This window comes from Salipiger sp. ABN3_019 (assembly GCF_056158605.1).
The window spans coordinates 1,034,125-1,058,135 of sequence record NZ_JBSWTP010000010.1; the positions used below are offsets into that span (position 1 = coordinate 1,034,125).

The window sequence follows — 24,011 nt, forward strand, 5'->3', positions numbered from 1 at the left end:
CATGGGAAACCACCAAAGCCGGAAAAAGAAAAGGGCAAAGCAGTCAGTTGCACGACAGAGCACCGCACACCGCAGAGTTGATCCTGATCCGCCACGCGCCGCTGGCCGAGGCCGGGCGGCTGTTTGGCCACACCGATGCCGCGGCCCGCATTGAGCCCGAGGCGATCGCCGCGCTGCGCGCCCGCCTGCCCCGGCCCGCCCGGCTCATCAGCAGCCCCGCGCAGCGCTGCCGCCAGACCGCCGAGGCGCTGTGGCCTGATCTGCAGGTGCAACAGGACGCGCGATTGTGGGAGCAGGATTTCGGTGCCCATGACGGGCTGCGCTTCGATCAGATGCCCGATCTCGGGCCATTGGATGGCCCCGATCTGGCGCGCTGGACGCCGCCCGAGGGCGAGAGCTTTGCCGATCTCTGCGCCCGCACCGCGCCAGCGCATATCCAGCACGGGCAGACGGCGGCAGAGCTTGGCGCGCCCGTGGTGCTGATGGTGCACGCCGGAGTGATCCGCGCGGCGCTTTCGCTGGTCTGCGGTGCGGTTCATGCCGGGCTCGCCTTCGAGGTCGCGCCGCTTTCAGTGACGCGCCTGCGCTGCGGCGCGGACGGCCCCCTCTCGGTGATCGGGACCAGCGGCGCATGAGAGGCGTGGTGACGGTCTCCGGCCACTTTGGCGAATGGCTGCAGGGGTGCATGGGCGAGGATGGCCCTGTGGCCCTCGTCACGCTGCCCTGCCCGGTGCTGCATGTCCATGCGCCAGCAGAAGCGGGGTCCGAACCGCCACTCTTTGGCCCCGCCGAGCTGCGGCGTTTTACGCAGCTGCTGGGGATCGCGCCGGACTTTCCGAACGCTTCACGGAACTTCGCACCCGGCCTTGGTGCCGGGGCGTCGACCGCCACGCTGGTCGCACTGGCCCGCGCGGCGGGGTTTCGCGGCGATGCGGGGACCCTTGCCGCCGCCTGCCTCGCCGTCGAGGGCGCGACCGACCCGCTGATGTATCCCCAGCCCGACCGGCTGCTCTGGGCTTCGCGCGAGGCACGAGTTCTGCGCCACCTGCCCCCGCCGCCACCTTGCGAGATCCTCGGCGGCTTCTGGGGCGCGCCGCAGCGCACCGATCCGTCAGACAGCGGCTTTGACGATATCTCCGACCTCGTGGCGCAATGGGAGGACCCGGCCTGCGACCTGACGCGCCGCGCCGCGCTCGCCTCGGACTCCGCGCGCCGCTGCAGCGCCCGGCGCGGCCCGGCCTGCCCGATGCCGGAACTGGCGCATGACCTTGGCGCGCTTGGCTGGCTGCGCGCCCACACCGGCTCGGCCCGAGGGCTGATCTTCGCCCCCGGCACCGTGCCTGCGCGCGCGGCAGACGCGCTGGCCGAAGCCGGACTCACCAGCATCCTGAGCTTCCGGGCGGGCACGGCATGAGCTTTGCGCTGATGATGCTGGGCGGGATGGCGCTCGATCTGCTGCTCGGTTGGCCGGGGTGGCTCTACGCCCGGATCGGCCATCCGGTGACATGGCTCGGCCATGCGATCACCGCGCTGGAGCGGCGCTGGAACCATGGCGCCCGCCCGCGCAGGCTGGCCATGGGCGCTCTGGCAGTGGCACTGATCGTGGCGCTGGCGGTGCTGCCTGCGCTGGCCATTCAGTGCGCGCTTCCGAATAGCCTCACCGGCAGCCTGATCGGCGCGGCACTGGCTTGGCCACTGATCGCCATGCGCGCCATGCACGCCCATGTCGCCGCCGTGGCGACCCCGCTGGCGCGCGGGGATCTGGCAGCCGCGCGCGCCGCCGTGGCGATGATCGTCGGGCGCGATCCGGCGCAGCTGGACGCCGCCGGGATCGCCCGCGCCGCCACCGAGAGCCTTGCCGAGAACACCTCGGATGGGATCATCGCGCCGCTTTTCTGGGGCGCCATCGCGGGACTGCCGGGGATTGCGGGCTACAAGGCGATCAACACGCTCAACTCGATGATCGGCCATCGCAATGACCGCTTTGAAGCCTTCGGAAAGGCCGCCGCGCGGCTCGACGATGTGGTGAACTGGCTGCCCGCGCGGCTGACCGGGGCGCTCTTTGCCATTGCCTCTGGTCGCCATGCCCTGCGCGGGCTGCGGGTGATGCGGCGCGACGCGCCCAAGCACCGCTCGCCCAATGCCGGGTGGCCCGAGGGTGCCATGGCCGCCGCGCTGAACATCCGCCTCTCGGGGCCGCGCGTCTACGGCACGCGGGTGGCCGAGGAGCCTTGGCTGAACGGCAGCGCGCCCGACCCGGCCGCAGGCGATCTGACCCGCGCCCTGCGCCTCTACCGCCGCAGCATGGCGCTCTGCGCCCTTGCGCTTGCCGCCGTGATCCTGCTTCGCTGCGCCGCATGACCACGCCCGACACAAAGACCCGAGACCACGGCGGCAACCTCGATGCCGCGATGACCCGTTTCGGCGGCACCCGCGCCGACTGGCTCGACCTCTCCACCGGCATCAACCCCGAGCCCTACCCCGTGCCCGCGATCCCCGCCGAGGCCTGGGCCGCGCTGCCACGCAAGGCTGACATGGCCCGGCTCATCGTAGCGGCGCGCGAGGCCTACGGCTGCCCCGGCCACATCGTGCCGATGAACGGCGCGCAGGGGGCGATCCAGATGGTGCCGATGCTGCGCAGGCCGGGACGCGCCGCCGTTCTGGGGCCGACCTACAACGAGCATGCCGCCGCGCTGCGAGCGCACGGCTGGGAAGTGACCGAGGTCGCCAGCCTCGCCGCGCTCGCGGGTGCGGATCTCGCCGTGGTGGTCAACCCGAACAACCCCGACGGGCGGCGCAGCCAGCCGGGCGCGCTGCGCGATCTGGCAGGCCGCGTCGGGCTTTTGGTGGTGGACGAGAGCTTTGCCGATCCCGAGCCGGAGCTTTCCATCGCCCCCGGCCTCGACGGCGGGCTGTCCAATGTGGTGGTGCTGCGGTCTTTTGGAAAGTTTTACGGTCTCGCCGGGCTGCGGCTGGGGTTCGCTCTGGCCGAAGGCGATCTGGGCCAGCGGCTTGCCGAGCTTGCAGGTCCATGGCCGGTGTCAGGCCCGGCGATCGAGATCGCCTCTGCCGCGCTCACCGACCGGCCATGGCAGGAGGAGACAATTCGGCGCCTGAGCGCGGACGCAGCGCGCCTCGACGCGCTGGCAGGCGCGGCGGGATGGCCGCTGATCGGCGGCACGCCGCTCTTTCGCACCTACGCCTGCCCGGGTGCCAAGGCAGCGCAGGAAGCCCTGGCGGCGCGGCACATCTGGAGCCGCATCTTCCCCTATTCAGACAGCTGGATCCGCCTCGGCCTGCCCCCATGCTCGCGATGGGGTCAGCTCGAGCGCGCGTTCCAAGCGCTTTAGCGGCTCAGAACTCCCTCCCGAAGAGATTGCCCGCCTGCGTCCATCACGGTCACCCAAAGAATGGCCGCGATGGGGCGTCGCTTGGCGCTCTGTCCGGCCCGTTAGCCTTGGGCTCGACGGCAGTCCAGTTTGCGTATTTTTAAAGAGAAGAAGATGGGACGGATGTGGCGGCGCTTGCGCGCCGCAGCCGTTGCCTCAGCGCTGGATGACGCCGGATTTGGGCCGGATTTTTGAGCCGTCGGAAAAGCGGTGCAGCCGGAACGGCGCGGGGTCGACGACCGGGCTGCGCCCGGTGATCAGATCCGCCGCAAGCCGTCCTGCGCCGGTGCCGAGGCCGAAGCCGTGGCCTGAAAAGCCGCTCGCCACATAGAGCCCGGGCAGCCCGTTCTTTACACCCTCGGTGCCAGAGATCACCGGGATGATGTCGGGCAGCACGTCGATATAGCCAGCCCATTTCTGCGCGACGGTGGCGGTCTCGAAGGCCGGATAGGAGGATTTCACCACCGCAAGCGCGCGGTCGATCATCGTGCTGTCGGGATCGGGGTCGAGCACGCGGGTTTTCTCGAACGGGCTGACCTCGGCGCCGCTCCAATGGCGCGGCGTGCGCAGCGCCTCGAAGAAGGACGGCCCGACCCCGAGGTTGATGCTGCGCCATTCATTCCGCAGCGCTGGCAGGAAGGCCTTGAGCAGGCGGAAGCTGTCGGGGGTCAGCTGGTAGGGGCTGGGCAGCGCCGAGGCGATCGTGTAGCCGCCATCGGCGCGCCTGCGCATGGCGAACTCGGGATATTTGAGCGTGCCTTCGGGCCCCTCGGGCACAGGATCGGTGCGCAGCACGTTGCCCTTGGTGCGCAGCTGCGGCAGGTCGATTCCGAGGTTGCCCAGAAAGAGCCGGGACCAGACCCCGCCCGCCACCAGCACCGCCGAACAGGCGATGCGGCCCTTCTCGGTCACCACGCCCGACACGCGCCCGGCCGCGGTTTCGACCACCCGCACGGCGCAATGCTGATGCACGCTGCCGCCGCGCGCCTGAACCGCGCGGGCGATGGCCGGTGCCGCCTTCTGCGGCTCGGCGCGCCCGTCGTAGGGATTGTGCAGCGCGCCCTTGATGTCGAGCGACAGGCCCGGAAACATGCCCAGCACCTCGTCACGGCTGAGCATCCGGGCCGGGATTTGATACGGCGCAAGCTCTTCCAACGACTCGCGCTCGGCGGCCAGCGCCGCCTCGCTGGCGCAGGTGAAGGTCACGCCGCAGCGCGTGTAGCCGGTGTCTGCGCCGATGCGCGCGTCCAGCCCCTGCCAGATGCGCTGCGCTTCGACCATCAGCGGCAACTCGCGGGTGTCGCGGTGGGTCAGCCGCACCCAGCCCCAGTTGCGGCTCGATTGCTCGCCCGCCACATGGCCCTTTTCGCAGATCGCCACCTTGAGCCCCTGCTCGGCCAGTTCCAGACCGGCGCAGACCCCGGCGATGCCGCCGCCGATGATCACCACATCCGCCCGCTCGGGCAACGCGGCGCTGTTCTCTACCGGATCCGGCTTCGGTCCTGGCATGGTCTTTCTCCCAAAATCGGCGCCGTGCGCCTTAGGTCTTTCCTGCCGTGCTGCCGCGCCCAAAGGCCGGTCTCCCCGGCGAGGGACGGCGACACATCACCCGGCACGTCAGTAGGTCTCGCCAAGCTGGCAGTTGACGTGGAACTCGGCGACGCTGGCCTCATTGGGCAGGTCGATCAGCATGTGGATCACCCGCGCCAGATCCTCGGGCTGGGTCATCGTCGCCGGATCGCGGCCCTCGACGGCGGTCGCCATGTCGGTGGCGACAAAGCCGGGACAGACCGCCACGGCGCGGATCCCGCGGTCATAGCCCGCTTGGCGCAGCGCATGGGCGAGCCCCACCACGGCGAATTTCGAGACAGCATAGGACCCCGCACCGGGGGATTTGACCCGCTTGCCCGAGAGCGAGGCGAGCAGCACCACCCGGCCCCGGCCCGATGCGGCCAGCGGCTCCCAACAGGCGGCGGCAAGGCGGCGCGGCCCCTGCACGTTGACCTCCAGCAGCTGCGCCATTTCGGCGTCGGTGATCTCGACCGGGGTCTTGCGCAGCGAGATGCCTGCGCTGGCGACCACCGCGTCGATACGGCCCAGCCTCTCCATCACCTCCTGCGCCCAGCCGGTGGCCGTGGCGGGGTCTGTGGCCTCATAAGTGTAGAGATGCACCCGCTCCGGCGCATCCTTGGCCCAGTCCGGCATCTGCGGGCGGCGCATGCCCAGCGACACCGTCCAGCCCGCGTCGAACAGAGCTTTCGCGGTGGCGGCGCCAATGCCGCGCGCGGCGCCGGAGATGAGCGCGACCCGCTCGCTAGTCAGTCCCATTTCGTCCTCATCTTCAGATAGGCACGCTTGAGCATGCGCATGAATTGCGCGCGGTCCTCCGGCTCGATGAAGTCGAAGAACTCCGCTTCCTGTTGGCGGATGATCTCGCGCACCTCTTGTGAGAGCGCATGGCCCCGCTCGGTGATGAAGAGCGCTTGGGCGCGCTGATCGTCCGGGGCAGCCTCGCGGCGGATCACCCCAGAGGCGACGAGCCGGTCGATGATCCTTCCGGTGGCGGGGCGGTCGCGCATCAGCACCTCGGCGATCTGCGACGGGCGGATGCCGGGGTAATCATCCACCAGCAAAAGCGCGGTGATCTTGCCCTTGCCCTTGGCGATCTCTAGATGCGCCATCCGCTTGTCGAGATCGCGCGAGACGACGGCATCCATCGTGCGAAAGTACCAGCTGAAGGCACCTTCAAGGATGTCTATCCTGAGCCCTCCGATTTCGATCGGAGGATCGTCAGGGCGCTGCGGGTTTGGCGCGTCGGAGAACGGCGGCATGGGGCAAACCTGTCGGGTCTTGGTCCTTTGCATGACGTCCGATCGGCGCGCCGCTGGCAAGGGAAAGGTTGTGAAACGCAACCGAATGGTTGTCAAAAACAACCGATGTGCAAATTTCCTGCGCGAGCTTCGCTGAAACCGCGCTGCATGGCCCAGAAGCGCGCCACGCCGAATTTCCATGGCGCCGGTCAGCGCGCCGGGCTAGAGCCGGGGCATGAGCACCGGAACCCATATCACCAGCCTCAACCGTCCCGGCCTTGGCATCGCGCTGATCTGCGCGGGCGTCGTCGGGATCTCGATCAACGACATGCTGATCAAGCTGCTTTCGGACGGCTACCCGCTGCATCAGATCGTTGCCACACGCTCTGCGGTCGGGCTGTGCATCATCCTTGTCATGCTGCAGATCGAAGGCGGCTGGCGGCTACTGCGCAGCAACACGCCGTGGCTGCATCTGGCGCGCGGCGTGCTGGTGGTGCTGGCCAATATGACCTTCTACGCCTCGGTCGCGGCGATGCCGCTGGGGCAGGCGACGGCGCTTTTCTTCGTCGCGCCGCTCTTCATCACGCTGCTGTCCGTGCCGCTTTTGGGCGAAAAGGTCGGGCCTTGGCGGCTCGGCGCGGTCTGCGTCGGCTTTTGCGGTGTGGTCATCATGCAGCAGCCATGGGCAGACACCTCGGGCGGCGCGCGGCTGGTGCTGCTGTTGCCGGTGCTCTCGGCGCTGCTCTACGCGCTCTTGCAGGTGCTGACCCGCAAGCTCGGCGTCACCTCCCGCGCCTCGGCGCTGGCGGTGCATCTGCAGCTGATGTTCCTCGTGGTCTCGGCAGGCTTCTACCTCGTCGCCGGAGACGGGCGCTACATGGACGCTTTCGACAGCGATGCGGCGCGCTTCCTGCTGCGCCCATGGGTCCTGCCGAGCGGTCAGGACATGCTGGTCTTTCTGGGGCTGGGATGCATCTCGGGCTTTGTCGGCTACGCGCTGAGCGCCTCTTACCGGATGGCCGATGCGGCGGTGATCGCGCCCTTTGAATACATCGGCCTGCCGATGGCGATCTTCTGGGGCTGGACGATGTTCGGCGAATGGCCCGCGCCCGCCACATGGGCGGGCTGCGCGCTGATCGTCGGCGCGGGGCTGGTGGTCTTCCTGCGCGAGCGGGCGAAGGCCCGGCCCCAGCCGGGACGGCAGCGCGGCAGCACCGCCGTCAGGCGCTGAGCGTCGCTTAGGCGGTGACCGTGCTGCGCACCGTGTCGATCATCAGCTGAACATTCTCGGGGTTGGCATCGGGGGTGATGCCATGGCCGAGGTTGAAGATATGCGGCCCTTTCGAGAAGGCGCGCACCACCCGCTGGGTCTCGCGCACCAACTCCTCGCCGCCGGTCACCATGTGCGAGGAGGCAAGGTTGCCCTGCACGCAGCCCGAGGTCTGCACATTGGCCGCCGCCCATTCCGGCGACACGCTGTCGTCCACCGCGACGCAATCGGCGCCGGTGGCCTCGTGAAAGCCGATGTAATTCTCGCCCGCCTGACGCGGGAAGACGATCACCGGCAGACCGGGGAAGCGCGACTTCATTTCCTGCGTGATCACCTTCGCGGGCTCCAGCGCGTATTTGCGGAAGTCATCACCCTCGAGCGAGCCCGCCCAGCTGTCGAAGATCTTCACCACCTCGGCGCCCGCTTCGACCTGTTTCGACAGATACTCGATGGTGCCCTCGGTGAGCCGGTCGATGACCTTCTCGAACAACGCGCGGTTCTCGGCCTTCAGCGCGTGCGCGGGGCCCTGATCCTTGGTGCCGCGCCCGGCGATCATATAGGTCGCCACGGTCCAAGGCGCGCCGGCGAAGCCGATCAGCGTGGTCTCTTTCGGCAGCTCGCGCGAGAGGATGCCGACGGTCTCGTAGATCGGGCTGAGCGTGTCGTAAATCGCCGAAACCGGCTTCAGCGCGTCGAAATCCGCATCGCTCTGGATGGTCGACAGCCGCGGCCCTTCGCCGGTGACGAACCACAGGTCGAGCCCCAGCGCCTGCGGCAGCAGCAGGATGTCGGCAAAGAGGATCGCCGCATCGAACCCGTAGCGGCGGATCGGCTGCAGCGTCACTTCGGCGGCAAGCTCGGGGTTGTAGCACAGCGAGAGGAAATCCCCGGCCTGCGCGCGGGTGGCGCGATACTCGGGCAGATAGCGCCCCGCCTGCCGCATCATCCAGATCGGCGGGGTGGGCAGGGTCTCGCCAGCCAGTGCGCGCAGGATCGTCTTGGTCATGGGAAACCCCCGTCTGAATTGCCTATCTCGTCGGGGCGGCAATATGTCAAAACGCCCCCCATTGCCACATCTCTTCCCGCGACATAAAGCTCTGACCATGACAATCGAGACCCCCATCGCCCTGCCCTCGCCCGACGCCCCGCTGAAGATCGGCACCCGCGGCTCGCCGCTGGCGCTGGCGCAGGCCCATGAGACCCGCGACCGTCTGGCCGCGCATTTCGACCTGCCCACTGAGGCCTTCGAGGTGAAAGTGATCAAGACCATGGGCGATGATCGCGCGATGATCGCCGCCGACCGGCCCCTAAAGGAGATCGGCAACAAAGGCCTGTTCACCCGTGAGATCGAAGAGCAGCTTCTGTCGGGCGGCATCGACATCGCGGTGCACTCGATGAAGGACATGCCGACCGAGCAGCCCGAGGGGCTGATCCTCGATTGCTACCTCCCGCGTGAGGACGTGCGCGACTGTTTCATCTCGCCCGGCCATGCGGCCATTGGCGATCTGCCCGAGGGCACCGTGGTCGGCACCTCGTCGCTGCGCCGCCGGGCGCAGCTGCTGAACCGCCGCCCCGACCTGCAAGTGGTGGAATTCCGCGGCAACGTGCAGACCCGCCTCAAAAAGCTCGAAGACGGTGTGGCCGCCTGCAGCTTCCTTGCCATGGCCGGGCTCAACCGGATGAACATGGCGGGCGAACACATGACGCCGATCGCCCCCGAAGACATGCTGCCCGCCATCGCGCAGGGTGCCATCGGCATCGAGCGGCGGATCAGCGATGCGCGCGTGGCCGCGATGCTCTCGGCGATCCATGACCGCCCGACGCAGCATCGGCTGGACGCGGAACGCGCTTTCCTCGCCACGCTCGACGGCAGCTGCGAGACGCCGATTGCCGGTCTGGCGCTGCTCGAAGGCGACGAGATCTGGCTGCGCGGCGAGATCCTGCGACCCGACGGCAGCGAGGCCCTGAAGGGCGAGCGCCGCGGCCCCATCGCCGAGGGCGCGCGTATGGGCGCCGATCTGGCGCGCGAGCTTCTGGCGCAGGCGGGCGACGGGTTCTTCGACTGGCGCGAGGGCTGAACTCGCCCGGAATCAAGGCGAAGCCGCCGGGTGAGCGGTAGTCCATTCTGGCGCCATCGGTTCAAGCCCGATGGACGACGCCGTCCCCACGGGATGGCTCTCTTTCACCCGCGCGCAAAGTTCCGGTGTCATTCGGATTTGGCAGGCTTAAAGCGCCTCGCTCAGATGCTGGTGCGCCTTCCCACGGGACGGCGCTCGCCCGGCTCCTGCCACACAACTGGCGACTTACCGCTCCGGGCAATCCTCACCCAGCGGCGTGCCGTCATAGGCCTTGTCGCCGCATTCGTTGATCTCTTCCCAGATGTAGCCGCGGCCGTCGCCGGTCACCGCCACCACCCGGTCGATGCCGAACTCGATGTTGCGCTGCGAGGTGTAGACATGTGCGGTGCCCGCGGCGATCTCATCGCCGATGTCTTCGGCGTCAAAGCAGCCGAACCAGAACGGCGCATTGCGCGGCTCGGACCCTTCGTATCGCTCAAAGAGCGGGTCGAGCGTTTGTGGGCTCTCGGATGTGGAGAAGCAGGCGCGGTAGCGGATCGGCGAGGAGGTCGCGTCGATCCCCTCGAAATCCTCGAAGGCGATGGCGCGCGGCGCAGTGCCATCAAGCGGCGTCAGCAGAACCTCCGCCTCTTCCGCCGGCAGGTCGTAATAGTAGTAGAACACCTGCGTGTAGTAGACGACCGCGCCAAAGATCAGCGCGGCCGCGATAATGCCGATCCCGAGGATCTTGCCGCTCATGCGGCGCTGCCTGCGGCCTCTGGCATCCAGCCGCCCGCCTCGGTGCTCACGAAGGCATCGGCGCATTTCTTCGCCAGCGCGCGCACGCGTCCGATGTAGGCCTGACGCTCGGTGACCGAGATCACCCCGCGCGCGTCCAGAAGGTTGAACAGATGCGAGGCTTTGATGCACTGGTCATAGGCCGGATGCGCCATGACGATGCGCTTGCCGGTCTTGGGGTCGCTCTCGTCGCGGGCGAGGATCGCCTCGCATTCCGCCTCGGCCTCTTCGAAATGGCGCAGCAGCACGTCGGTGTCGGCCACGTCGAAGTTGAAGCGCGAGTATTCCTCTTCGGTCTGGCGGAACACGTCGCCGTATTTCAGCGCGATCGGCGCACCCGGGTCGTTGAACGGCATGTCCATCACGTGGTCGATGCCCAGCACATACATGGCAAGGCGTTCGAGCCCGTAGGTCAGCTCGCCCGAGACCGGATGGCAGTCATGGCCGCCGACCTGCTGGAAATAGGTGAACTGCGACACTTCCATGCCGTCGCACCAAACCTCCCAGCCAAGGCCCCACGCGCCCAGCGTCGGGCTTTCCCAATCGTCCTCGACGAAGCGGATGTCATGGCTGGCCATGTCGATGCCGATCGCTTCGAGCGAGCCGAGATAGAGCGCCTGCAGGTCCGGCGGGCTGGGTTTGATCAGCACCTGAAACTGGTAATAGTGCTGCAGGCGGTTGGGGTTCTCGCCATAGCGCCCGTCGGTGGGGCGGCGCGAGGGCTGCACATAGGCCGCGGCCCAGGGCTTCGAGCCGAGCGCCCGCAGCGTGGTGGCCGGGTGGAAGGTGCCCGCGCCGACTTCCATGTCGTAAGGCTGCAACACGGCGCAGCCCTTGCTGGCCCAATAGGTCTGCAGACGCAGGATGATCTCCTGAAAACTGCGCGGCTTGCTTGTCTCGCTCATGCTCGGCATCGTCATGGCATCCTTCCCTTGGCGTGCTCGCCCGCGGCGCAGGACGCGCGCCGCTCTTCGACTGGTCGGCTGCCTGATTATGCGTGCAACGGTCAAGGGTCAATGCGCAGCTCTGACCATCTTTTGAGATGACGCGAGGCACGCGTCTGTTACATCCTTTGAGTGAACAGCAGTCAGAGACGAGAAACGGCGCGCAGACGTCCGGGCCCGAGGAGCGAGTTAATCTATGTTGAGAACCATTCTTTTTGCAGGCACGGCGGCATTGATGCTGGCGCAAGGCGTGGCGGCGCAGCAGGGCGATGTGGTCTACATCCAGATCGAAGCCCAGCCCAGCCTGACCGAAGCCGAAGCGCGGCTGCGCGACTATTCGGCCGGGCTGCAGAATGTGAACGGCTTTTCACTGGGTGGCGGCTGGTACGGCATCGCGCTTGGCCCCTTTGATCCGCAGGTCGCCGCCGACCGGCTGCGCGCCCTGCGCGCCGCGGGGCAGATCCCGCGTGATTCCTATCTCGCAGCGGCGGGTGAATATGGGCGGCAGTTCTGGCCGGTTGGCGCGGGTGTCGCGCAAAACGCAACGCAGCCGCCAGTAAGCGCCGAGCCGCTGGAGCAAACGCCGACCGAAAACGCCGCGGGGGCCCCGCAAACCGAGCAGACGCAGGAGAGCACGTCTGCATCGGAACTCGCGGCGGCGCTTGCCGAGGTCGAGGCCGAACCGGCAGAGCCCGAGATCCCCTATGAGACCGTCTCGCAGGCGCGCCGCGGCGAGCAAAGCCTCAGCGCTGCCGAGCGCCGCCAGCTGCAGGTCGCCCTGCAGTGGTCAGGTCATTACGACAGCGCCATCGACGGCGCCTTTGGTGCCGGCACACGCAACGCCATGGGCGCATGGCAGCGCGACAATGGCTATGAGGTGACCGGCATCCTCACCACCCGCCAGCGCGCCGACCTGCTGGGGCAGTATAACGCCGTGCTCGACGGCCTGGGCATGTCCGAGGTCAGCGATGCGCAGGCCGGTGTGGCCGTATCGATGCCGACCGAGTTGGTCTCTTTCGACCGCTACGAGGCCCCCTTTGCCACCTATTCCGGCAATGGCGAGGTCGAGAACGCGCAGGTTCTGCTGATCAGCCAGCCCGGCGATCGCAAGACTTTGGGCGGGCTTTACGAGATTCTGCAGACGCTGGAGATCGTGCCGCTGGACGGGCCGCGCAGCCTGCGCCGTGACGGCTTCAGCATCACCGGCGAAAACAGCCGCATCGCAAGCCGCACCGAGGTGACGCTTCAGGGCGGCGAGATCAAAGGCTGGACGCTGGTCTGGCCCGCGGGCGACGACGCGCGGTTCGAGCGTGTGGCCGGGGCCATGTCGGCCAGCTTCCGCCCCATCCCCGGCGTCCTCAACCCCGCCGAGGTCAGCGACAATGGCCAGACGCTCGATCTGGTCTCCGGCCTGCCGATCCGCACCCCGCGCGCGACCGTGGCGGGTTTCTTCGTCGATGGCCGGGGCACGGTGCTGACCACGGCAGAGGCGGTGCAGAACTGTAGCCGCCTGACCCTCGACGGCAGCTATGATGCCGAACTTCTGCAAAGCGATGCGGCGCTTGGCGTGGCGCTGCTGCGGCCCTCGGCGGCGCTGGCGCCGCGCGGCGTGGCGCGGCTGCGCACCGATCTGCCGCGCCTCAACTCCGAGGTCGCCGTGGCGGGCTTCCCCTATGGCGGCGTGCTGAGCACCGCGACGCTGAGCTTTGGCGCGCTGCAGGACAGCAAGGGGTTGGGCGGCGAGGAGACGCTGGCGCGGCTCGCGGTCGATGTTACCCCCGGCGACGCGGGCGGCCCGGTGCTGGACGCCGGCGGCGCGGTGGTCGGCCTGCTGATGCCGCGCGATGCGGGCGGCAAGCAACTGCCCGAAGATGTCGCCTTCGCCACCGATGCGGCTGCGCTCATCGAGTTCCTGCGCGGCGCGGGCATTTCGGGCACCACGATGCAGGGCGACAGCGCGCTGGCGCCCGAAGACCTGACCACCGCTGCCCGCGACATGACCGTTGCGGTGAACTGCTGGGAGTAATCCTCGACACCCTCTCGCAGCCCCCCGTGGCGCGCGACGTCGCGCCACGCTTCTCTCTGCCGCCGGGCAATGCTAGCCCTTAGAGCGGAGGAGAGAGGGATGGACCACATCGGATGGATAAGGATGCGCTGACGCAGGCCGGGCTGAATCTCATTCAGCAGGCGCTGTCGATCTATGACCGCGATTTGCGGCTGGCGGTCTGCAACCGCCGCTTTGCTGAGATGTTCGACCTGCCCGAGCGGCTGACCCATCCCGGGGCCAGTTTCGAAGATACGGTGCGCCATCTGATCGAGGCGGGCGAATATGGCGAGGTCGATGACCCCGAGGAGTTTCTGCGCGTCCGCGTCGAGCAGGCCCGCGCCTTTGCGCCCCACTACATGGAGCGCCGCCGCGCCAATGGGCGCTGGATCTCGGTCGAAGGATCGCCGCTGCCGCAGGGCGGCTGGGTCACCGTCTACACCGATATCACCGCCGTGAAGGCGCAGGAGGATCTGCTGCGCACCCGCTCGGAACTGCTCTCCGAAGAAGTTATCCGCCGCGCCGAGGCGCTGGCCGCCAGCAACCGCGAACTGGCCGCCACCAATGCGGCGCTGGAAGAGGCCCGGCGCGAGCTGACCGAGATGGAGGCCCGCACCCGGCTCACCACCGAGATGATGCCCGCCCATATCGCCCGCGTTGACGCCGAGGGGCGCTATACCTACTCCAACCGCCGCCTGTCGCAGGTGATGCCCGGGCGCCCGTCGGAGATCACCGGGCTGCATGTCTCCGAGGCGCTTGGCGCGGCCTACGAGAAGGTTCGCCCGCATCTGGCGCGGGCGCTGGACGGGGAGCAGAGCATCTTCGAGTTCACCGACGCCGGATCGTCGCGGCGCATCCGCGCGGTGTTCACCCCCGACCCGGCGGAACGCGGCGTCTACATCCTGTCGCTCGATGTCACCGAGGAAACCCAAGCCCGCGCGGCGCTGCAGCAGGCGCGGCGGCGCGAACTCGCGGCACAGCTGACCTCGGGGCTGGCGCATGACTTTTCGAACCTGCTGACGATCATCCTTGGCATGCAGTCCAAGCTTGCGCGGATGGCCCTGCCGGACGAGGCCGCGCCGCTGGTCAGCGGCACGCTGCAGGCGGCAAGGCGCGGTGGCGCGCTGCTCGACCGCATCGCCGGGATCACCGCGCCGCGCGCGTGGACGCCGGAACCGGTGGACCTCGCCGGTTTCCTGCGCGACCTGCGCACGCTGGCCGGTCCGGCGCTGCCCGAGAATGTGACGCTGGAGATTGGCCCCGCGCCGCAGGGCGCCTTCCTGCTCGATCCGGGGCTGCTGCAGGACGCGGCGCTGAACCTCGTGCTAAACGCCCGCGACGCCTGCAGCGAGGCAAGCGCGGGCGGCGGGCATATCCGCCTCGACATGCGCGCGGTGCAGGGCACATGGCTGGAACTGGCGGTCAGCGACAGCGGGCACGGCTTTTCGGAAGAGGCGCTGCGCCACGGGCTGGATCCCTTCTTCACCACCAAGGGCGGCGCCGGGTCGGGGCTGGGGCTCGCCATGGTCTACGATATGGCCAAGCTCGCTGGCGGGACGATCAAGCTGGCCAATGGCGCGCGCGGCGCGCGGGTCACTTTGCGCCTGCCGCTGCGCCCCGCCCCGGCGCTGCCACCCCGCGCGCGCGGGCTTGCACTGCTGGTCGAGGATGACCCCGAACTGCGCGAGCAGTTGCGCGACATGCTCACCGCGCTTGGCCATGCGGTGGTCGAGGCGTCCTCGGTCGCCGAGGCGAAAGCGTTGGCCGAGGGGCTAGATCTGGACCTCGTGCTTTCGGATGTGCTGCTGGAGGGCGGCACCCCCGGCTCGGCGCTGCCCGCCGCCCTGCCCGGCCTGAACGTGCGGCTGATGACCTCGCTGCCGCCGGGCGATCCGCGCCGCGAGGCCGCCGAGGCTGCAGCCCCGGTGATCGCAAAGCCCTTCAGCGAGGGACAGCTCGCAGCCTTTCTCGGCATGGTGCCCGCATGAGCGCGCCGCTGATTTCGATCCTCGACGATGAGCCCGCGATCCGCGCGATCCTCTCCGAAGCGCTGACCGAGGCGGGCTTTCGCACCATGGCCTTTGGGCGCGCGACCGAGTTCGAGGCGGCGCTGAAACGCGCCACGCCGGATGTCTGCCTCGTGGATCTCGGCCTGCCTGATCGCGACGGGCTGAGCCTCGTGCACCGGCTGGCGCTGGAACAGGGCGCCTCGGTGATCATCGTCTCGGGACGCGCGCAGGTGCAGGACCGGGTGACCGGGCTGGAACTGGGGGCCGACGATTACATCATCAAACCCTTCGATCCGGCAGAGGTGGTCGCCCGCGTCCGCGCCCGCCTGCGCGCCCCGCGCAGCGCGCCCACCCGCAGCGAGACCGCCCGTTTCGCAGGCTGGACCGCGCATTTCGATCGCTACGTGCTGGAAGACGCCAAAGGCGCGGAAACCCCCTTCTCCCATGCCGAGGGCGAGGTTCTGCGGCTGTTTCTGGAAAGCCCGAAACGTCTGATCACCCGCGCGCATATGCAAGAAAGCCTTGGCGGCGCGGCGGGGGAAAGCTTTGACCGGGCGATGGACGTGCGCATCTCGCGCCTGCGCACCAAGCTGCGCGAGGATCCGAAGAACCCACGCCTGATCAAGACGATCTATGGCGCGGGCTATATCTTTCTGGGGGATGTGGACTGGGCCTAGGCCGGGGCAGCCGCGTGCCTCAGTTTTCCTTCGGTGCCTCGGGAAGCGAACGCTCTTCGCCCTGCACCCCTTGCAGAAGGTCCTGCAACTCGCCCTGCATCTGCACCAACTCGTCGCGGTAGCGCGAGGGCTCCATGGCCTTGATCACCTCGGTGAAGCCTGCGAGCACCTTGGCCTCGGACGCGCGGATGCGGTCCATCATATCGCCGTCGATGCCGCCAAAGACCGAGCGCACCGAAAGCCCGGCGCGTTTCATCGCGGCGCTCATGGTCTCGGACGGGTCCGCCTCGCCGCCGACGGCGGTGATCAGCGCGGTCAGGCGCTGCACCTGCTCCACATGCAGCCCGTGAAAGCGCACCGCGACAAAGCGGAACTCGGGATCGGATTTTTCGACCATCTCGTCGAACCACGCCCGTGCGCCGACGCTGCGCGCTTGCAGATGGTCCAGCAGCTCAAGTTGGCGGGCGCTGGCGGTGATCACGTGCTGGTCTCTCGGAACATCCTTCATGGCCGTATCCTCCGGTTGTGTCACCGGATTAACGTGCCTGCGCGCAGCCGGTTCCCCGCGCCGCCCAGCCTTCAGCCGAGCGCCGCCACCGCCCCGGCCAGCGCCTGCAGCCCGGTCACCAGGTCCGCCTCATTGGTATCTTCCGCGAAATCATGGCTGATGCCGCCGATCGACGGCACGAAAAGCATGGCCACCGGCATCAGGTTCGACAGGTTGGTGGCATCATGCAGAGCCCCCGAGGGCATCAGCCGCCACGCACCCGGCGCGGCCGCCTCGGCCCCCTGCTCCAGCGCCGCGCGCAGCCGCGCATCCATGGTCACCGGCGCCAGTTCCAGCTTCGGCGCGAATGTGAGTTCCAGCCCGGTCTCGGCGCAGACCTCATTGATCGTCTCGCGGGCGATGGCCTCGATCCGATCCAGCCGGTCCGCATCGCCATCGCGCCATTGCAGGGTAAAGCGCACCTCGCCGGGCACGATGGCATGGGCGTTGGGATGCACCTCCACATGGCCAATGGTCCAGACCGTCGCTGGGGTGACCACGTTGCGCAGCCGCTCATTGAGCCGCGTGGTGAATGTGGCGAGCCCCTGAAACGCATCCTTGCGCAGGCGCATCGGCGTGGTGCCCGCGTGGTTCTGCTGACCCTTGAGCACCATGGTCTGGTTGCGCATGCCCACGATGGCCGCGACCACGCCGAGGCTGCCGCCCTCGGTGTCGAGCACCGGGCCTTGCTCGATGTGCATCTCCAGAAATCCGGTGAACCGGTCGGGATCGAGGAACGCCCCGGCGCGCGCCCCCAGCCCCTTGCGCGCCTCGGCCAGCGTCACACCATCCGGACCCTGCAGCGCGTCGGCTTCGGCAAGGCTGATGTTGCCGCCCCAGATGGCGCTGCCGGTGGTCACGCCAAAGCGGCCTTCCTCATCTTGAAACGACACGCAGGACACCGGCGGGCCGCCCGCCTCCTGCGCCGCGCGGGCCACCTCGAGCCCGGCGATCACCCCCAGCGCGCCATCGAGCCAGCCGCCCTCGACCTGACTGTCGGAGTGCGAGCCGATGAGCAGCGATGGCCCGTCGGTCAGCCCGAAGAGCGAGCCCACCGGGTCGAAATGGCTGCGCAGACCCGCCTCTTCCATGCGCCCCGCCAGCCAGTCGCGCGCGGCGATATCCGCCTCCGAGAAAGCCGGGCGGCACACGCCCTTGCCGACCCCGGTCGCGCCGAAGCTGCGCAGCATGTGCAGGTCGGACAGAAAACGCTCGGGGTTCACGGGAATGCCGGTCATGGCGCGGTCTCCTTGGGGTTGGTGTCTCGGGGTGGTCAGCCGCCGCGCAGGATGGTCTCCAGCGCCGCGCGGTAATTGGGCGGGATCGGCACGGGGCGGTTTTCGGAATCGGCGGCCACATGCACCACAAAGCCCTCGGCGCAGGCGCTCTCGCCGTCGTTGCGGAACAGCCCCACCTCGAAGCGGGCCGAACTGCGCCCAAGGTGGCCGCAGCGCAGCCCCGCGTGCAGAAGGTCGGGAAACCGCGCCTCGGCATGATAGGTGCAGCCGTTCTCGACCACCAGCGAGCGCAGCGCCCCCTCGCCCTCGATGGCGATACCCCGATCCAGCTGCCAGAGCGTCACCGCCGTGTCGATGAAGGAATGATAGGCGGCGTTGTTCAGATGCCCGTAGGCGTCATTGTCCTCCCAGCGGGTGGGAATGGCAAAGAAGGCCGCATAGTCGGCGCGGCGGGCGGGCGCGGGCCGGCTCATCCCGAGCGGATCGCCCGGAACGCCGCCGAAGCGCCCCAGCCGGCGATCGCCGCGATGGCCAGCGACAGCAGCCCGTACGCCAGCGGCATCTGCCGCGAGAGCGTAAACAGCCAGCGCTCCAGCCCGACCTTGCCGACCTGAATTTCGCTGTCGTGCTCGGCCACCACCTTGCCGCCGCGGGTCAGCAGCACGCGGGTCAGATAGCGCCCCTCGGAAATATTCGCGGGCATGGAGATCGAGGTGTCGAACAGCGTGCTGTCGCGCAGCTCGACGCTGTCTTCCTCGACGCGGTAGAGCCCCTGCCGCTCGCGCACGCGGATCAGCGCCTCGGTGAACGCCTCGGAATCCATGATGTCCATCGGCGCCCCGACAGAGCGGATGGCGCGCGGGATCGAGACCTCATGGCGCAGATCCTCAACCGCCGAGATGGTCTCGTTCCATGGCGCCGAAGTGGCGACCGCGTAGAAGCTCGGCGCGCTGTCGATCTCCACCGCCTCTGCATTGACCCAAATCCCCAGCTTGCGCGCCTTGCGCCAGACGGTGACCGGCTCGAGCGGGCCCTCGACAGTGACAATCACCTGCAGCGGCGGGTCTCGCTGGATCGCCGCCTCGCGTTTGACCGCGCCGAAGATGAGAATGTCGGAGCCGTCGAAATCGGTGGTGATCGACACATTGGTGCGCGACAGCCCCATGACCACTTCTTCGGCCCGCGCGGGCAGCGCGGCGATCAGCAGAAGAAGCGCGGCCAGAAGTCTCATCCCGCCACCAGTTCGTAAAGTTCAGACGGGGTGATGAAGAGGTCCAGCGCCAGCTTGCCGCAGACCAGCAGCACCAGCGAGGCCAGCGCGATGCGCAGTTGTTCGGCCTTGAGCCTTGTGCCGAAGGCGGTGCCGATCTGCGCGCCGATGACCCCGCCGAGGATCAGGATCAGCGCCAGCAGGATGTCGACGGTGTAATTGGTGCTGGCATGCAGCAGCGTGGTGAAGGCGCTGACAAAGATGATCTGGAACAGCGAGGTGCCAACCACCACCTTCGTGGGCATCCCCAGCAGGTAGATCATCGCCGGAACCATGATGAAGCCGCCGCCCACCCCCATGATCGCCGCCAGCACGCCCACCGAAAAGCCCACCAGCACCGGCGGGATCGCCGAGATGTAGAGCCCCGAGGTGCGGAAGCGCATCTTGAACGGCAACCCGTGCACCCAGCCATGGTGGCGCCGCTTCGGGGCCGCACCCTTGCGCGATTTGAAGATGGCGTTGAGGCTCTCGACGAACATCAGCCCGCCGATGATCCCCAGAAACACCACATAGCAAAGCCGCACCAGAAGATCGACCTGCCCCATCTCTTTCAGCAGGTTGAAGATCCAGACCCCCAGCGCCGCGCCAACGAGACCTCCCGCCAGCAGCACCAGCCCCATCCGCAGGTCCACCGTCTTGCGCTTGAAATGCGCCAGCACGCCGGAGATCGAGCTTGCGACGATCTGGTTGGCGCCGGTGGCCACGGCGACGGCGGGCGGAATGCCCATGAAGAACAGCAGCGGCGTGATCAGAAAGCCGCCGCCGACGCCGAACATGCCCGACAGAACGCCGACGATCCCGCCCAGACCGAAGAGCAGGAAGACATTGACCGAAACCTCGGCGATGGGGAGGTAGATCTGCATGCCGCTGACTTTGCGTCCGCGCTGGCGATTTGGCAACCAAGCGGGATGTGACGTTGATGTGTCGCGGCGGAATTCACGCAGCCCCCGCGCCGCGCCGGGTGGCTGGTGAAGCGATGCGTATTTTTAAAGAGAAGAAGCCCGCTGCCGCAGCGCATGTCCCTTCTTCTCTTTCCAAATACGCCGGGGAGCGCGAGGGGCAGCGCCCCTCGCACCTTTGATCAAACTACCTCAGCGTTCCTTAACATAGGGCTCGCCACCGGCGCGCGGCGGGATCGCCTTGCCGACAAAACCGGCAAGGATCACCACGGTCAGGATGTAGGGCAGCGCGTCCATCACCTGCACCGGGATGATGATCCCGCCAAGGTCGATGTTCTGATAGCGCAGCGCCACCGCCTGCAGCAGGCCGAAGAGCAGGCAGGCATAAAGCGCGTACCACGGCCGCCATTTGGCGAAGATCAGCGCCGCCAGTGCGATATAGCCGCGCCCGGCGGTCATCTCGCGCACAAAACCCGCCTGCAGGCCGGTGGCGAGGTAAGCCCCCGCGAGGCCGCAGAGCAGCCCGCAGATGGCGATTGCCGCATAGCGCAGCGCGACCACCGAGACACCGGCGGTGTCCACCGCCTCGGGCGCCTCGCCCACAGCGCGCAGGCGCAGGCCAAAGCGGGTGCGATAGAGGATCCACCAGGTCAGCGGCACCATCAGGAAGGCGACATAGACGAGGATCGAATGGCCGGAGATCAGCTCGTAATAGAGCGGGCCGATGACGGGCACGCCGCGCAGCGCCTCGGCGAAGGGAAGCGTGATGCTCTCGAAGCGGCCGCCGCCCATCAGCGAAGGCGTGCGCCCGCCCTGAGAGAACCAATCTTGCGCGATCAGCACCGTCAGCCCCGAGGCGAGGAAATTGATCGCTACGCCCGAGATCAGCTGATTGCCGCGGAAGGTGATCGAGGCGAAGCCGTGGATGAACGACATCAGCATCGAGGCGGCGATGCCCGCCAGCAGGCCGAGCCAGACCGAGCCGGTGACCGCCGCGATGGCCGCCGACAGGAACGCCGCGGCGAGCATCTTGCCCTCGAGCCCGATGTCGACGATGCCCGAGCGTTCCGAGAACAGCCCCGCAAGGCAGGCCAGCAGCAGCGGCGTGGCGAGGCGCACGGTGGAATTGAGCACCTGCAGAAGCGTCGCGTAATCCATCACGAGGACCTCCGGCGCATGGACATGAAGAGCTTTTCGAGCGGCAGGCGAACCATATTGTCGAGCGCCCCGGTGAAGAGGATCACCAGCGCCTGAATCACGGTGATCAGCTCACGCGGGATATTGGTCCAGAGCGCCAGCTCCGCCCCGCCCTGATAGAGAAAGCCGAAGAGCAGCGCCGCGAGGAACACGCCCACCGGATGCGAGCGGCCCATGAGCGCCACGGCGATACCGATGAAGCCCGCGCCCTCGGTCGCGTTGAGCACCAGCCGTTCGGCCTCGCCCATGGTGGTGTTGAGGGCCATCATCCCCGCAAGCCCGCCGGAGATCAGCATGGCGACGACAGTGATGCGCACCGGCGAGATGCCCGCATAGCGCGCGGCGCTTTCGGACTGGCCGAAGGCGCGGATCTCATAGCCGAGCTTGGTGCGCCAGATGAGGAACCAGAAGGCGATGCAGGCGGCGACCGCGAGGAAGAAGGTCACATTTGCGGGCGAGCCGCGGAACAGCGGGTTGCCCTCGGTGGCGAACATATCCTGGAACGTCGGCAGATGGGTCGCTGCCGGGAAAGTGCCGGTGGCGGGCTCCATGGCGCCGACCGGGCGCAGCAGGTTCACCAGAACGTAGTTCAGCAGCGCCGCAGCGATGAAGTTGAACATGATCGTGGTGATCACGATGTGGCTGCCGCGCTTGGCCTGCAGCCATGCCGGGATGAAGGCCCATGCCGCACCGAAAGCCGCCGCTGCCAGCGTCGCCACCAAAAGCGCCACCGACCAATGCGGGAAGGGGATGAACAGGCACGCCAGCGCCACACCCAGCCCGCCGATCATCGCCTGCCCTTCGCCGCCGATGTTGAACATCTTGGCATGGAAGGCGATGGCGACGCAGAGGCCGGTGAAGATGAAATTGGTCGTGTAGTAAAGCGTGTAGCCCCAGCCGGACGAGCGCATCAGCGCGCCGTCGACCATCAGCTTGAAAGCCTCGATCGGGTTCTCGCCAATGGCGAGGATTACCCCGGCCGACAGGATCGCCGCCAGCAGGATCGAGATCAGGGGCACGAGCACCGCATCGGCCCAGGCGGGCATCTTATCCATTCGGAACCTCGTTCGTCTTTCTGGTCCGGGCAGCGCCCTGCGGGCGCTGATGCCTCCGGCGGGCGTATTTGGGGAAAAATGAAGCGGCGCGGTCAGTCATGCTGGCGTGCCTCGCGCGCTTCTTTCTCGTGCAGCGAAGCGTCGACCGCGTCGATGAGCTTGCCTTCGGGCTTTTCGGTGACCCCGGCCATCAGCAGGCCAAGCTCGGTCTGGTCGGTTTCATCCGGCATCCGCTCGCCCATGATCTTGCCGTCGAACATCACCGCGATGCGGTCGGACAGCGAGAAGATCTCGTCAAGCTCCACCGAGACCAGAAGGATCGCCTTGCCCTTGTCGCGCAGGCGGATGATCTCCTGGTGGATGAACTCGATGGCACCGATGTCGACGCCGCGGGTGGGCTGACCGATCAGCAGCACCTCGGGGTCGCGCTCGATCTCGCGCGCGAGCACGATCTTCTGCTGGTTGCCGCCCGAGAAGTTGCGCGCGGCCAGCGCCGGGTTCGGCGGGCGCACGTCATAGCGGGTCATCTTGTCCTGCGCCTCCTCGCGGATCAGCGCATTGTTCATCAGGATGCCCGACTGGTAATGCGGATCGCGGTGGTAGCCGAAGACCGTGTTTTCCCACGCGGTATAGGCCATGATCAGCCCCTCGTGCTGGCGGTCTTCGGGGACATGACCGATGCCGACGGCGCGGCGCGCGCTGCCATCGGCGCCAGCGCCCGAGAGCGGCAGGTTTTGGCCGTGCATGATCACCGTGCCGGTGCCCTCGGCAGAGCCGCCCAGCACCGACAGAAGCTCGGACTGGCCATTGCCCGCGACACCCGCGATGCCCAGCACCTCACCGGCGCGCAGTTGCAGCGACACGCCTTTGAGCCGCTCGACCCCGGCGCTGTCCATATGGCGCAGGTCCTGCACGTCGAGCAGCACCTCGCCGGGCTGCGCGGCGGCCTTGTCGACGCGCAGCAGCACCTTGCGCCCGACCATCAGCTCGGCGAGCTGCTCGGGCGAGGTCTCGGCGGTCTTGACGGTGGCGGTCATCTGCCCGCGGCGCATCACCGAGACGGTGTCGGTGATCTCCATGATCTCGCGCAGCTTGTGGGTGATCAGGATGACGGTTTTGCCCTCGACCCGCAGGTGGTCGAGGATGCGGAAGAGGTGATCGGCCTCGGCCGGGGTCAGCACCCCGGTGGGCTCGTCGAGAATGAGAATATCGGCCTGACGGTAGAGCGCCTTGAGGATCTCGACACGCTGCTGGTGGCCAACCGAGAGGTTCTCGACCAGCTCGTCGGGATCGACGGCCAGTTCGTATTCCTCGGCCAGTTGCTTCAGAACGCCGCGCGCGCGCGCCAGCGAGGGGCGCAGCATCGGGCCGTCCTCGGCGCCGAGGATGACGTTTTCCAGAACGGTGAAGTTCTGCACCAGCTTGAAGTGCTGGAACACCATGCCGATGCCCGCCGAGATCGCGGCCTGACTGTCGGTGATGTCCTTCTTGGCACCATTCACCCAGATCTCGCCCGCGTCGGCCTTGTAGAAGCCGTAGAGGATGGACATGAGGGTGGATTTACCGGCGCCATTCTCGCCGATGATGCCGTGGATCGTGCCGGGCATCACGCGGATCGAGATATCCTTGTTGGCCTGGACGGGGCCGAAGGCTTTGGAGATGCCCTTCAGCTCGATGGCGGGGATGTCGTTCATGCGGAGCCTCGCGGCATTGGATAGTACGGCCCGGCCTCCTGTAAACGAGGAACCGGGCCACACGAAAGCAGAAATCGGGGACACGCCAGCAGGCACGCCCCCGATCGTCAAGA

The 24,011-nt window shown here is 67.8% G+C and carries 23 protein-coding genes; 9 read left to right on the top strand and 14 right to left on the bottom strand.

All coding sequences use genetic code 11. From position 1 onward, the window contains the following. The first annotated feature begins 47 nt into the window (after window positions 1–47). From ACXAD2_RS26875 to cobD, 4 genes are read left to right on the top strand one after another with little or no spacing between them, the layout of a single operon-like run. Window positions 48–635: a histidine phosphatase family protein gene (locus tag ACXAD2_RS26875; RefSeq protein ID WP_475177509.1), complete on the top strand. Its 588-nt coding sequence runs from the start codon at window positions 48–50 to the stop codon at window positions 633–635. Next, a complete protein-coding gene (locus tag ACXAD2_RS26880; protein ID WP_475177511.1) occupies window positions 632–1,414 on the top strand; it encodes a propanediol utilization protein in 783 nt (260 codons plus the stop codon). Before ACXAD2_RS26875 ends, ACXAD2_RS26880 begins: the two co-directional genes overlap by 4 nt. Next, on the top strand, window positions 1,411–2,361 hold the full coding sequence (cbiB, locus tag ACXAD2_RS26885; RefSeq protein ID WP_475177513.1) for an adenosylcobinamide-phosphate synthase CbiB: 951 nt from the start codon (window positions 1,411–1,413) through the stop codon (window positions 2,359–2,361). Before ACXAD2_RS26880 ends, cbiB begins: the two co-directional genes overlap by 4 nt. Continuing rightward, entirely contained in the window at window positions 2,358–3,350 is a 993-nt protein-coding gene (gene cobD / locus ACXAD2_RS26890; RefSeq protein WP_475177516.1) for a threonine-phosphate decarboxylase CobD, read from the top strand. The genes cbiB and cobD overlap by 4 nt, the downstream gene beginning before the upstream one ends. Before the next feature lie 195 nt (window positions 3,351–3,545). Here cobD and ACXAD2_RS26895 read toward each other — a convergent pair whose 3' ends face one another. From ACXAD2_RS26895 to ACXAD2_RS26905, 3 genes are all read right to left on the bottom strand, one after another. Beyond that, window positions 3,546–4,898 (bottom strand): NAD(P)/FAD-dependent oxidoreductase, encoded by a 1,353-nt coding sequence (locus ACXAD2_RS26895; RefSeq protein WP_475177518.1) that lies wholly within the window; start codon window positions 4,896–4,898, stop codon window positions 3,546–3,548. Window positions 4,899–5,006: 108 nt separating this feature from the next. Beyond that, window positions 5,007–5,717, bottom strand: a complete 711-nt coding sequence (locus ACXAD2_RS26900) for an SDR family NAD(P)-dependent oxidoreductase (RefSeq protein WP_475177520.1) — start codon at window positions 5,715–5,717, stop codon at window positions 5,007–5,009. After that, window positions 5,708–6,220, bottom strand: a complete 513-nt coding sequence (locus ACXAD2_RS26905) for a MarR family winged helix-turn-helix transcriptional regulator (protein WP_475177523.1) — start codon at window positions 6,218–6,220, stop codon at window positions 5,708–5,710. The genes ACXAD2_RS26900 and ACXAD2_RS26905 overlap by 10 nt, the downstream gene beginning before the upstream one ends. Before the next feature lie 214 nt (window positions 6,221–6,434). Between ACXAD2_RS26905 and ACXAD2_RS26910 the strand changes: the two genes are divergently transcribed. Next, entirely contained in the window at window positions 6,435–7,430 is a 996-nt protein-coding gene (locus ACXAD2_RS26910) for a DMT family transporter (RefSeq protein ID WP_475177524.1), read from the top strand. Between the two features lie 7 nt (window positions 7,431–7,437). On the opposite strand, the gene hemE is transcribed toward ACXAD2_RS26910, so the two are convergent. Continuing rightward, a complete protein-coding gene (gene hemE, locus ACXAD2_RS26915) occupies window positions 7,438–8,475 on the bottom strand; it encodes a uroporphyrinogen decarboxylase (protein WP_475177526.1) in 1,038 nt (345 codons plus the stop codon). Between the two features lie 97 nt (window positions 8,476–8,572). Between hemE and hemC the strand changes: the two genes are divergently transcribed. Continuing rightward, window positions 8,573–9,547: a hydroxymethylbilane synthase gene (gene hemC / locus ACXAD2_RS26920; protein WP_475177529.1), complete on the top strand. Its 975-nt coding sequence runs from the start codon at window positions 8,573–8,575 to the stop codon at window positions 9,545–9,547. 225 nt (window positions 9,548–9,772) lie between these two features. Here the strand turns inward: hemC and ACXAD2_RS26925 are convergent, their stop codons facing one another. Next, the gene (locus ACXAD2_RS26925; protein ID WP_224903910.1) at window positions 9,773–10,285 is read right to left on the bottom strand and encodes a DUF6446 family protein; all 513 of its coding nucleotides are present in this window, start codon (window positions 10,283–10,285) and stop codon (window positions 9,773–9,775) included. Then, the gene (locus ACXAD2_RS26930) at window positions 10,282–11,229 is read right to left on the bottom strand and encodes a glycine--tRNA ligase subunit alpha (protein WP_475178417.1); all 948 of its coding nucleotides are present in this window, start codon (window positions 11,227–11,229) and stop codon (window positions 10,282–10,284) included. The genes ACXAD2_RS26925 and ACXAD2_RS26930 overlap by 4 nt, the downstream gene beginning before the upstream one ends. A gap of 235 nt (window positions 11,230–11,464) precedes the next feature. On the opposite strand from ACXAD2_RS26930, the gene ACXAD2_RS26935 reads away from it, so the two are divergent. From ACXAD2_RS26935 to ACXAD2_RS26945, 3 genes are all read left to right on the top strand, one after another. Beyond that, a complete protein-coding gene (locus ACXAD2_RS26935; protein ID WP_475177531.1) occupies window positions 11,465–13,294 on the top strand; it encodes a serine protease in 1,830 nt (609 codons plus the stop codon). A gap of 113 nt (window positions 13,295–13,407) precedes the next feature. After that, window positions 13,408–15,300 (top strand): PAS-domain containing protein, encoded by a 1,893-nt coding sequence (locus ACXAD2_RS26940; RefSeq protein ID WP_475177532.1) that lies wholly within the window; start codon window positions 13,408–13,410, stop codon window positions 15,298–15,300. After that, on the top strand, window positions 15,297–15,998 hold the full coding sequence (locus ACXAD2_RS26945) for a response regulator transcription factor (protein WP_475177534.1): 702 nt from the start codon (window positions 15,297–15,299) through the stop codon (window positions 15,996–15,998). The genes ACXAD2_RS26940 and ACXAD2_RS26945 overlap by 4 nt, the downstream gene beginning before the upstream one ends. A 19-nt stretch (window positions 15,999–16,017) precedes the next feature. On the opposite strand, the gene ACXAD2_RS26950 is transcribed toward ACXAD2_RS26945, so the two are convergent. The 8 genes from ACXAD2_RS26950 to ACXAD2_RS26985 all read right to left on the bottom strand — a co-directional run bounded on the left by ACXAD2_RS26950 (window position 16,018) and on the right by ACXAD2_RS26985 (window position 23,898). After that, on the bottom strand, window positions 16,018–16,506 hold the full coding sequence (locus tag ACXAD2_RS26950; protein ID WP_475177536.1) for a DUF2383 domain-containing protein: 489 nt from the start codon (window positions 16,504–16,506) through the stop codon (window positions 16,018–16,020). Window positions 16,507–16,577: 71 nt separating this feature from the next. Further along, window positions 16,578–17,783 carry a hydantoinase/carbamoylase family amidase gene (locus ACXAD2_RS26955; RefSeq protein ID WP_475177538.1) on the bottom strand — a complete coding sequence of 402 codons (1,206 nt, stop codon included), beginning with the start codon at window positions 17,781–17,783 and terminating at the stop codon, window positions 16,578–16,580. A gap of 35 nt (window positions 17,784–17,818) precedes the next feature. Then, the gene (locus tag ACXAD2_RS26960) at window positions 17,819–18,256 is read right to left on the bottom strand and encodes an acyl-CoA thioesterase (RefSeq protein WP_475177541.1); all 438 of its coding nucleotides are present in this window, start codon (window positions 18,254–18,256) and stop codon (window positions 17,819–17,821) included. Then, on the bottom strand, window positions 18,253–19,014 hold the full coding sequence (locus ACXAD2_RS26965) for a TIGR02186 family protein (RefSeq protein ID WP_066107438.1): 762 nt from the start codon (window positions 19,012–19,014) through the stop codon (window positions 18,253–18,255). Before ACXAD2_RS26965 ends, ACXAD2_RS26960 begins: the two co-directional genes overlap by 4 nt. Continuing rightward, window positions 19,011–19,916, bottom strand: coding sequence for a sulfite exporter TauE/SafE family protein (locus ACXAD2_RS26970; protein ID WP_475177544.1), 906 nt, complete (start codon window positions 19,914–19,916; stop codon window positions 19,011–19,013). Before ACXAD2_RS26970 ends, ACXAD2_RS26965 begins: the two co-directional genes overlap by 4 nt. 228 nt (window positions 19,917–20,144) lie before the next feature. Beyond that, on the bottom strand, window positions 20,145–21,110 hold the full coding sequence (locus ACXAD2_RS26975) for an ABC transporter permease (RefSeq protein WP_475177547.1): 966 nt from the start codon (window positions 21,108–21,110) through the stop codon (window positions 20,145–20,147). Further along, a complete protein-coding gene (locus ACXAD2_RS26980) occupies window positions 21,110–22,204 on the bottom strand; it encodes an ABC transporter permease (protein WP_066107447.1) in 1,095 nt (364 codons plus the stop codon). Before ACXAD2_RS26980 ends, ACXAD2_RS26975 begins: the two co-directional genes overlap by 1 nt. Before the next feature lie 92 nt (window positions 22,205–22,296). Next, window positions 22,297–23,898 carry an ABC transporter ATP-binding protein gene (locus ACXAD2_RS26985; protein WP_475177550.1) on the bottom strand — a complete coding sequence of 534 codons (1,602 nt, stop codon included), beginning with the start codon at window positions 23,896–23,898 and terminating at the stop codon, window positions 22,297–22,299. Between the last annotated feature and the right edge of the window lie 113 nt (window positions 23,899–24,011).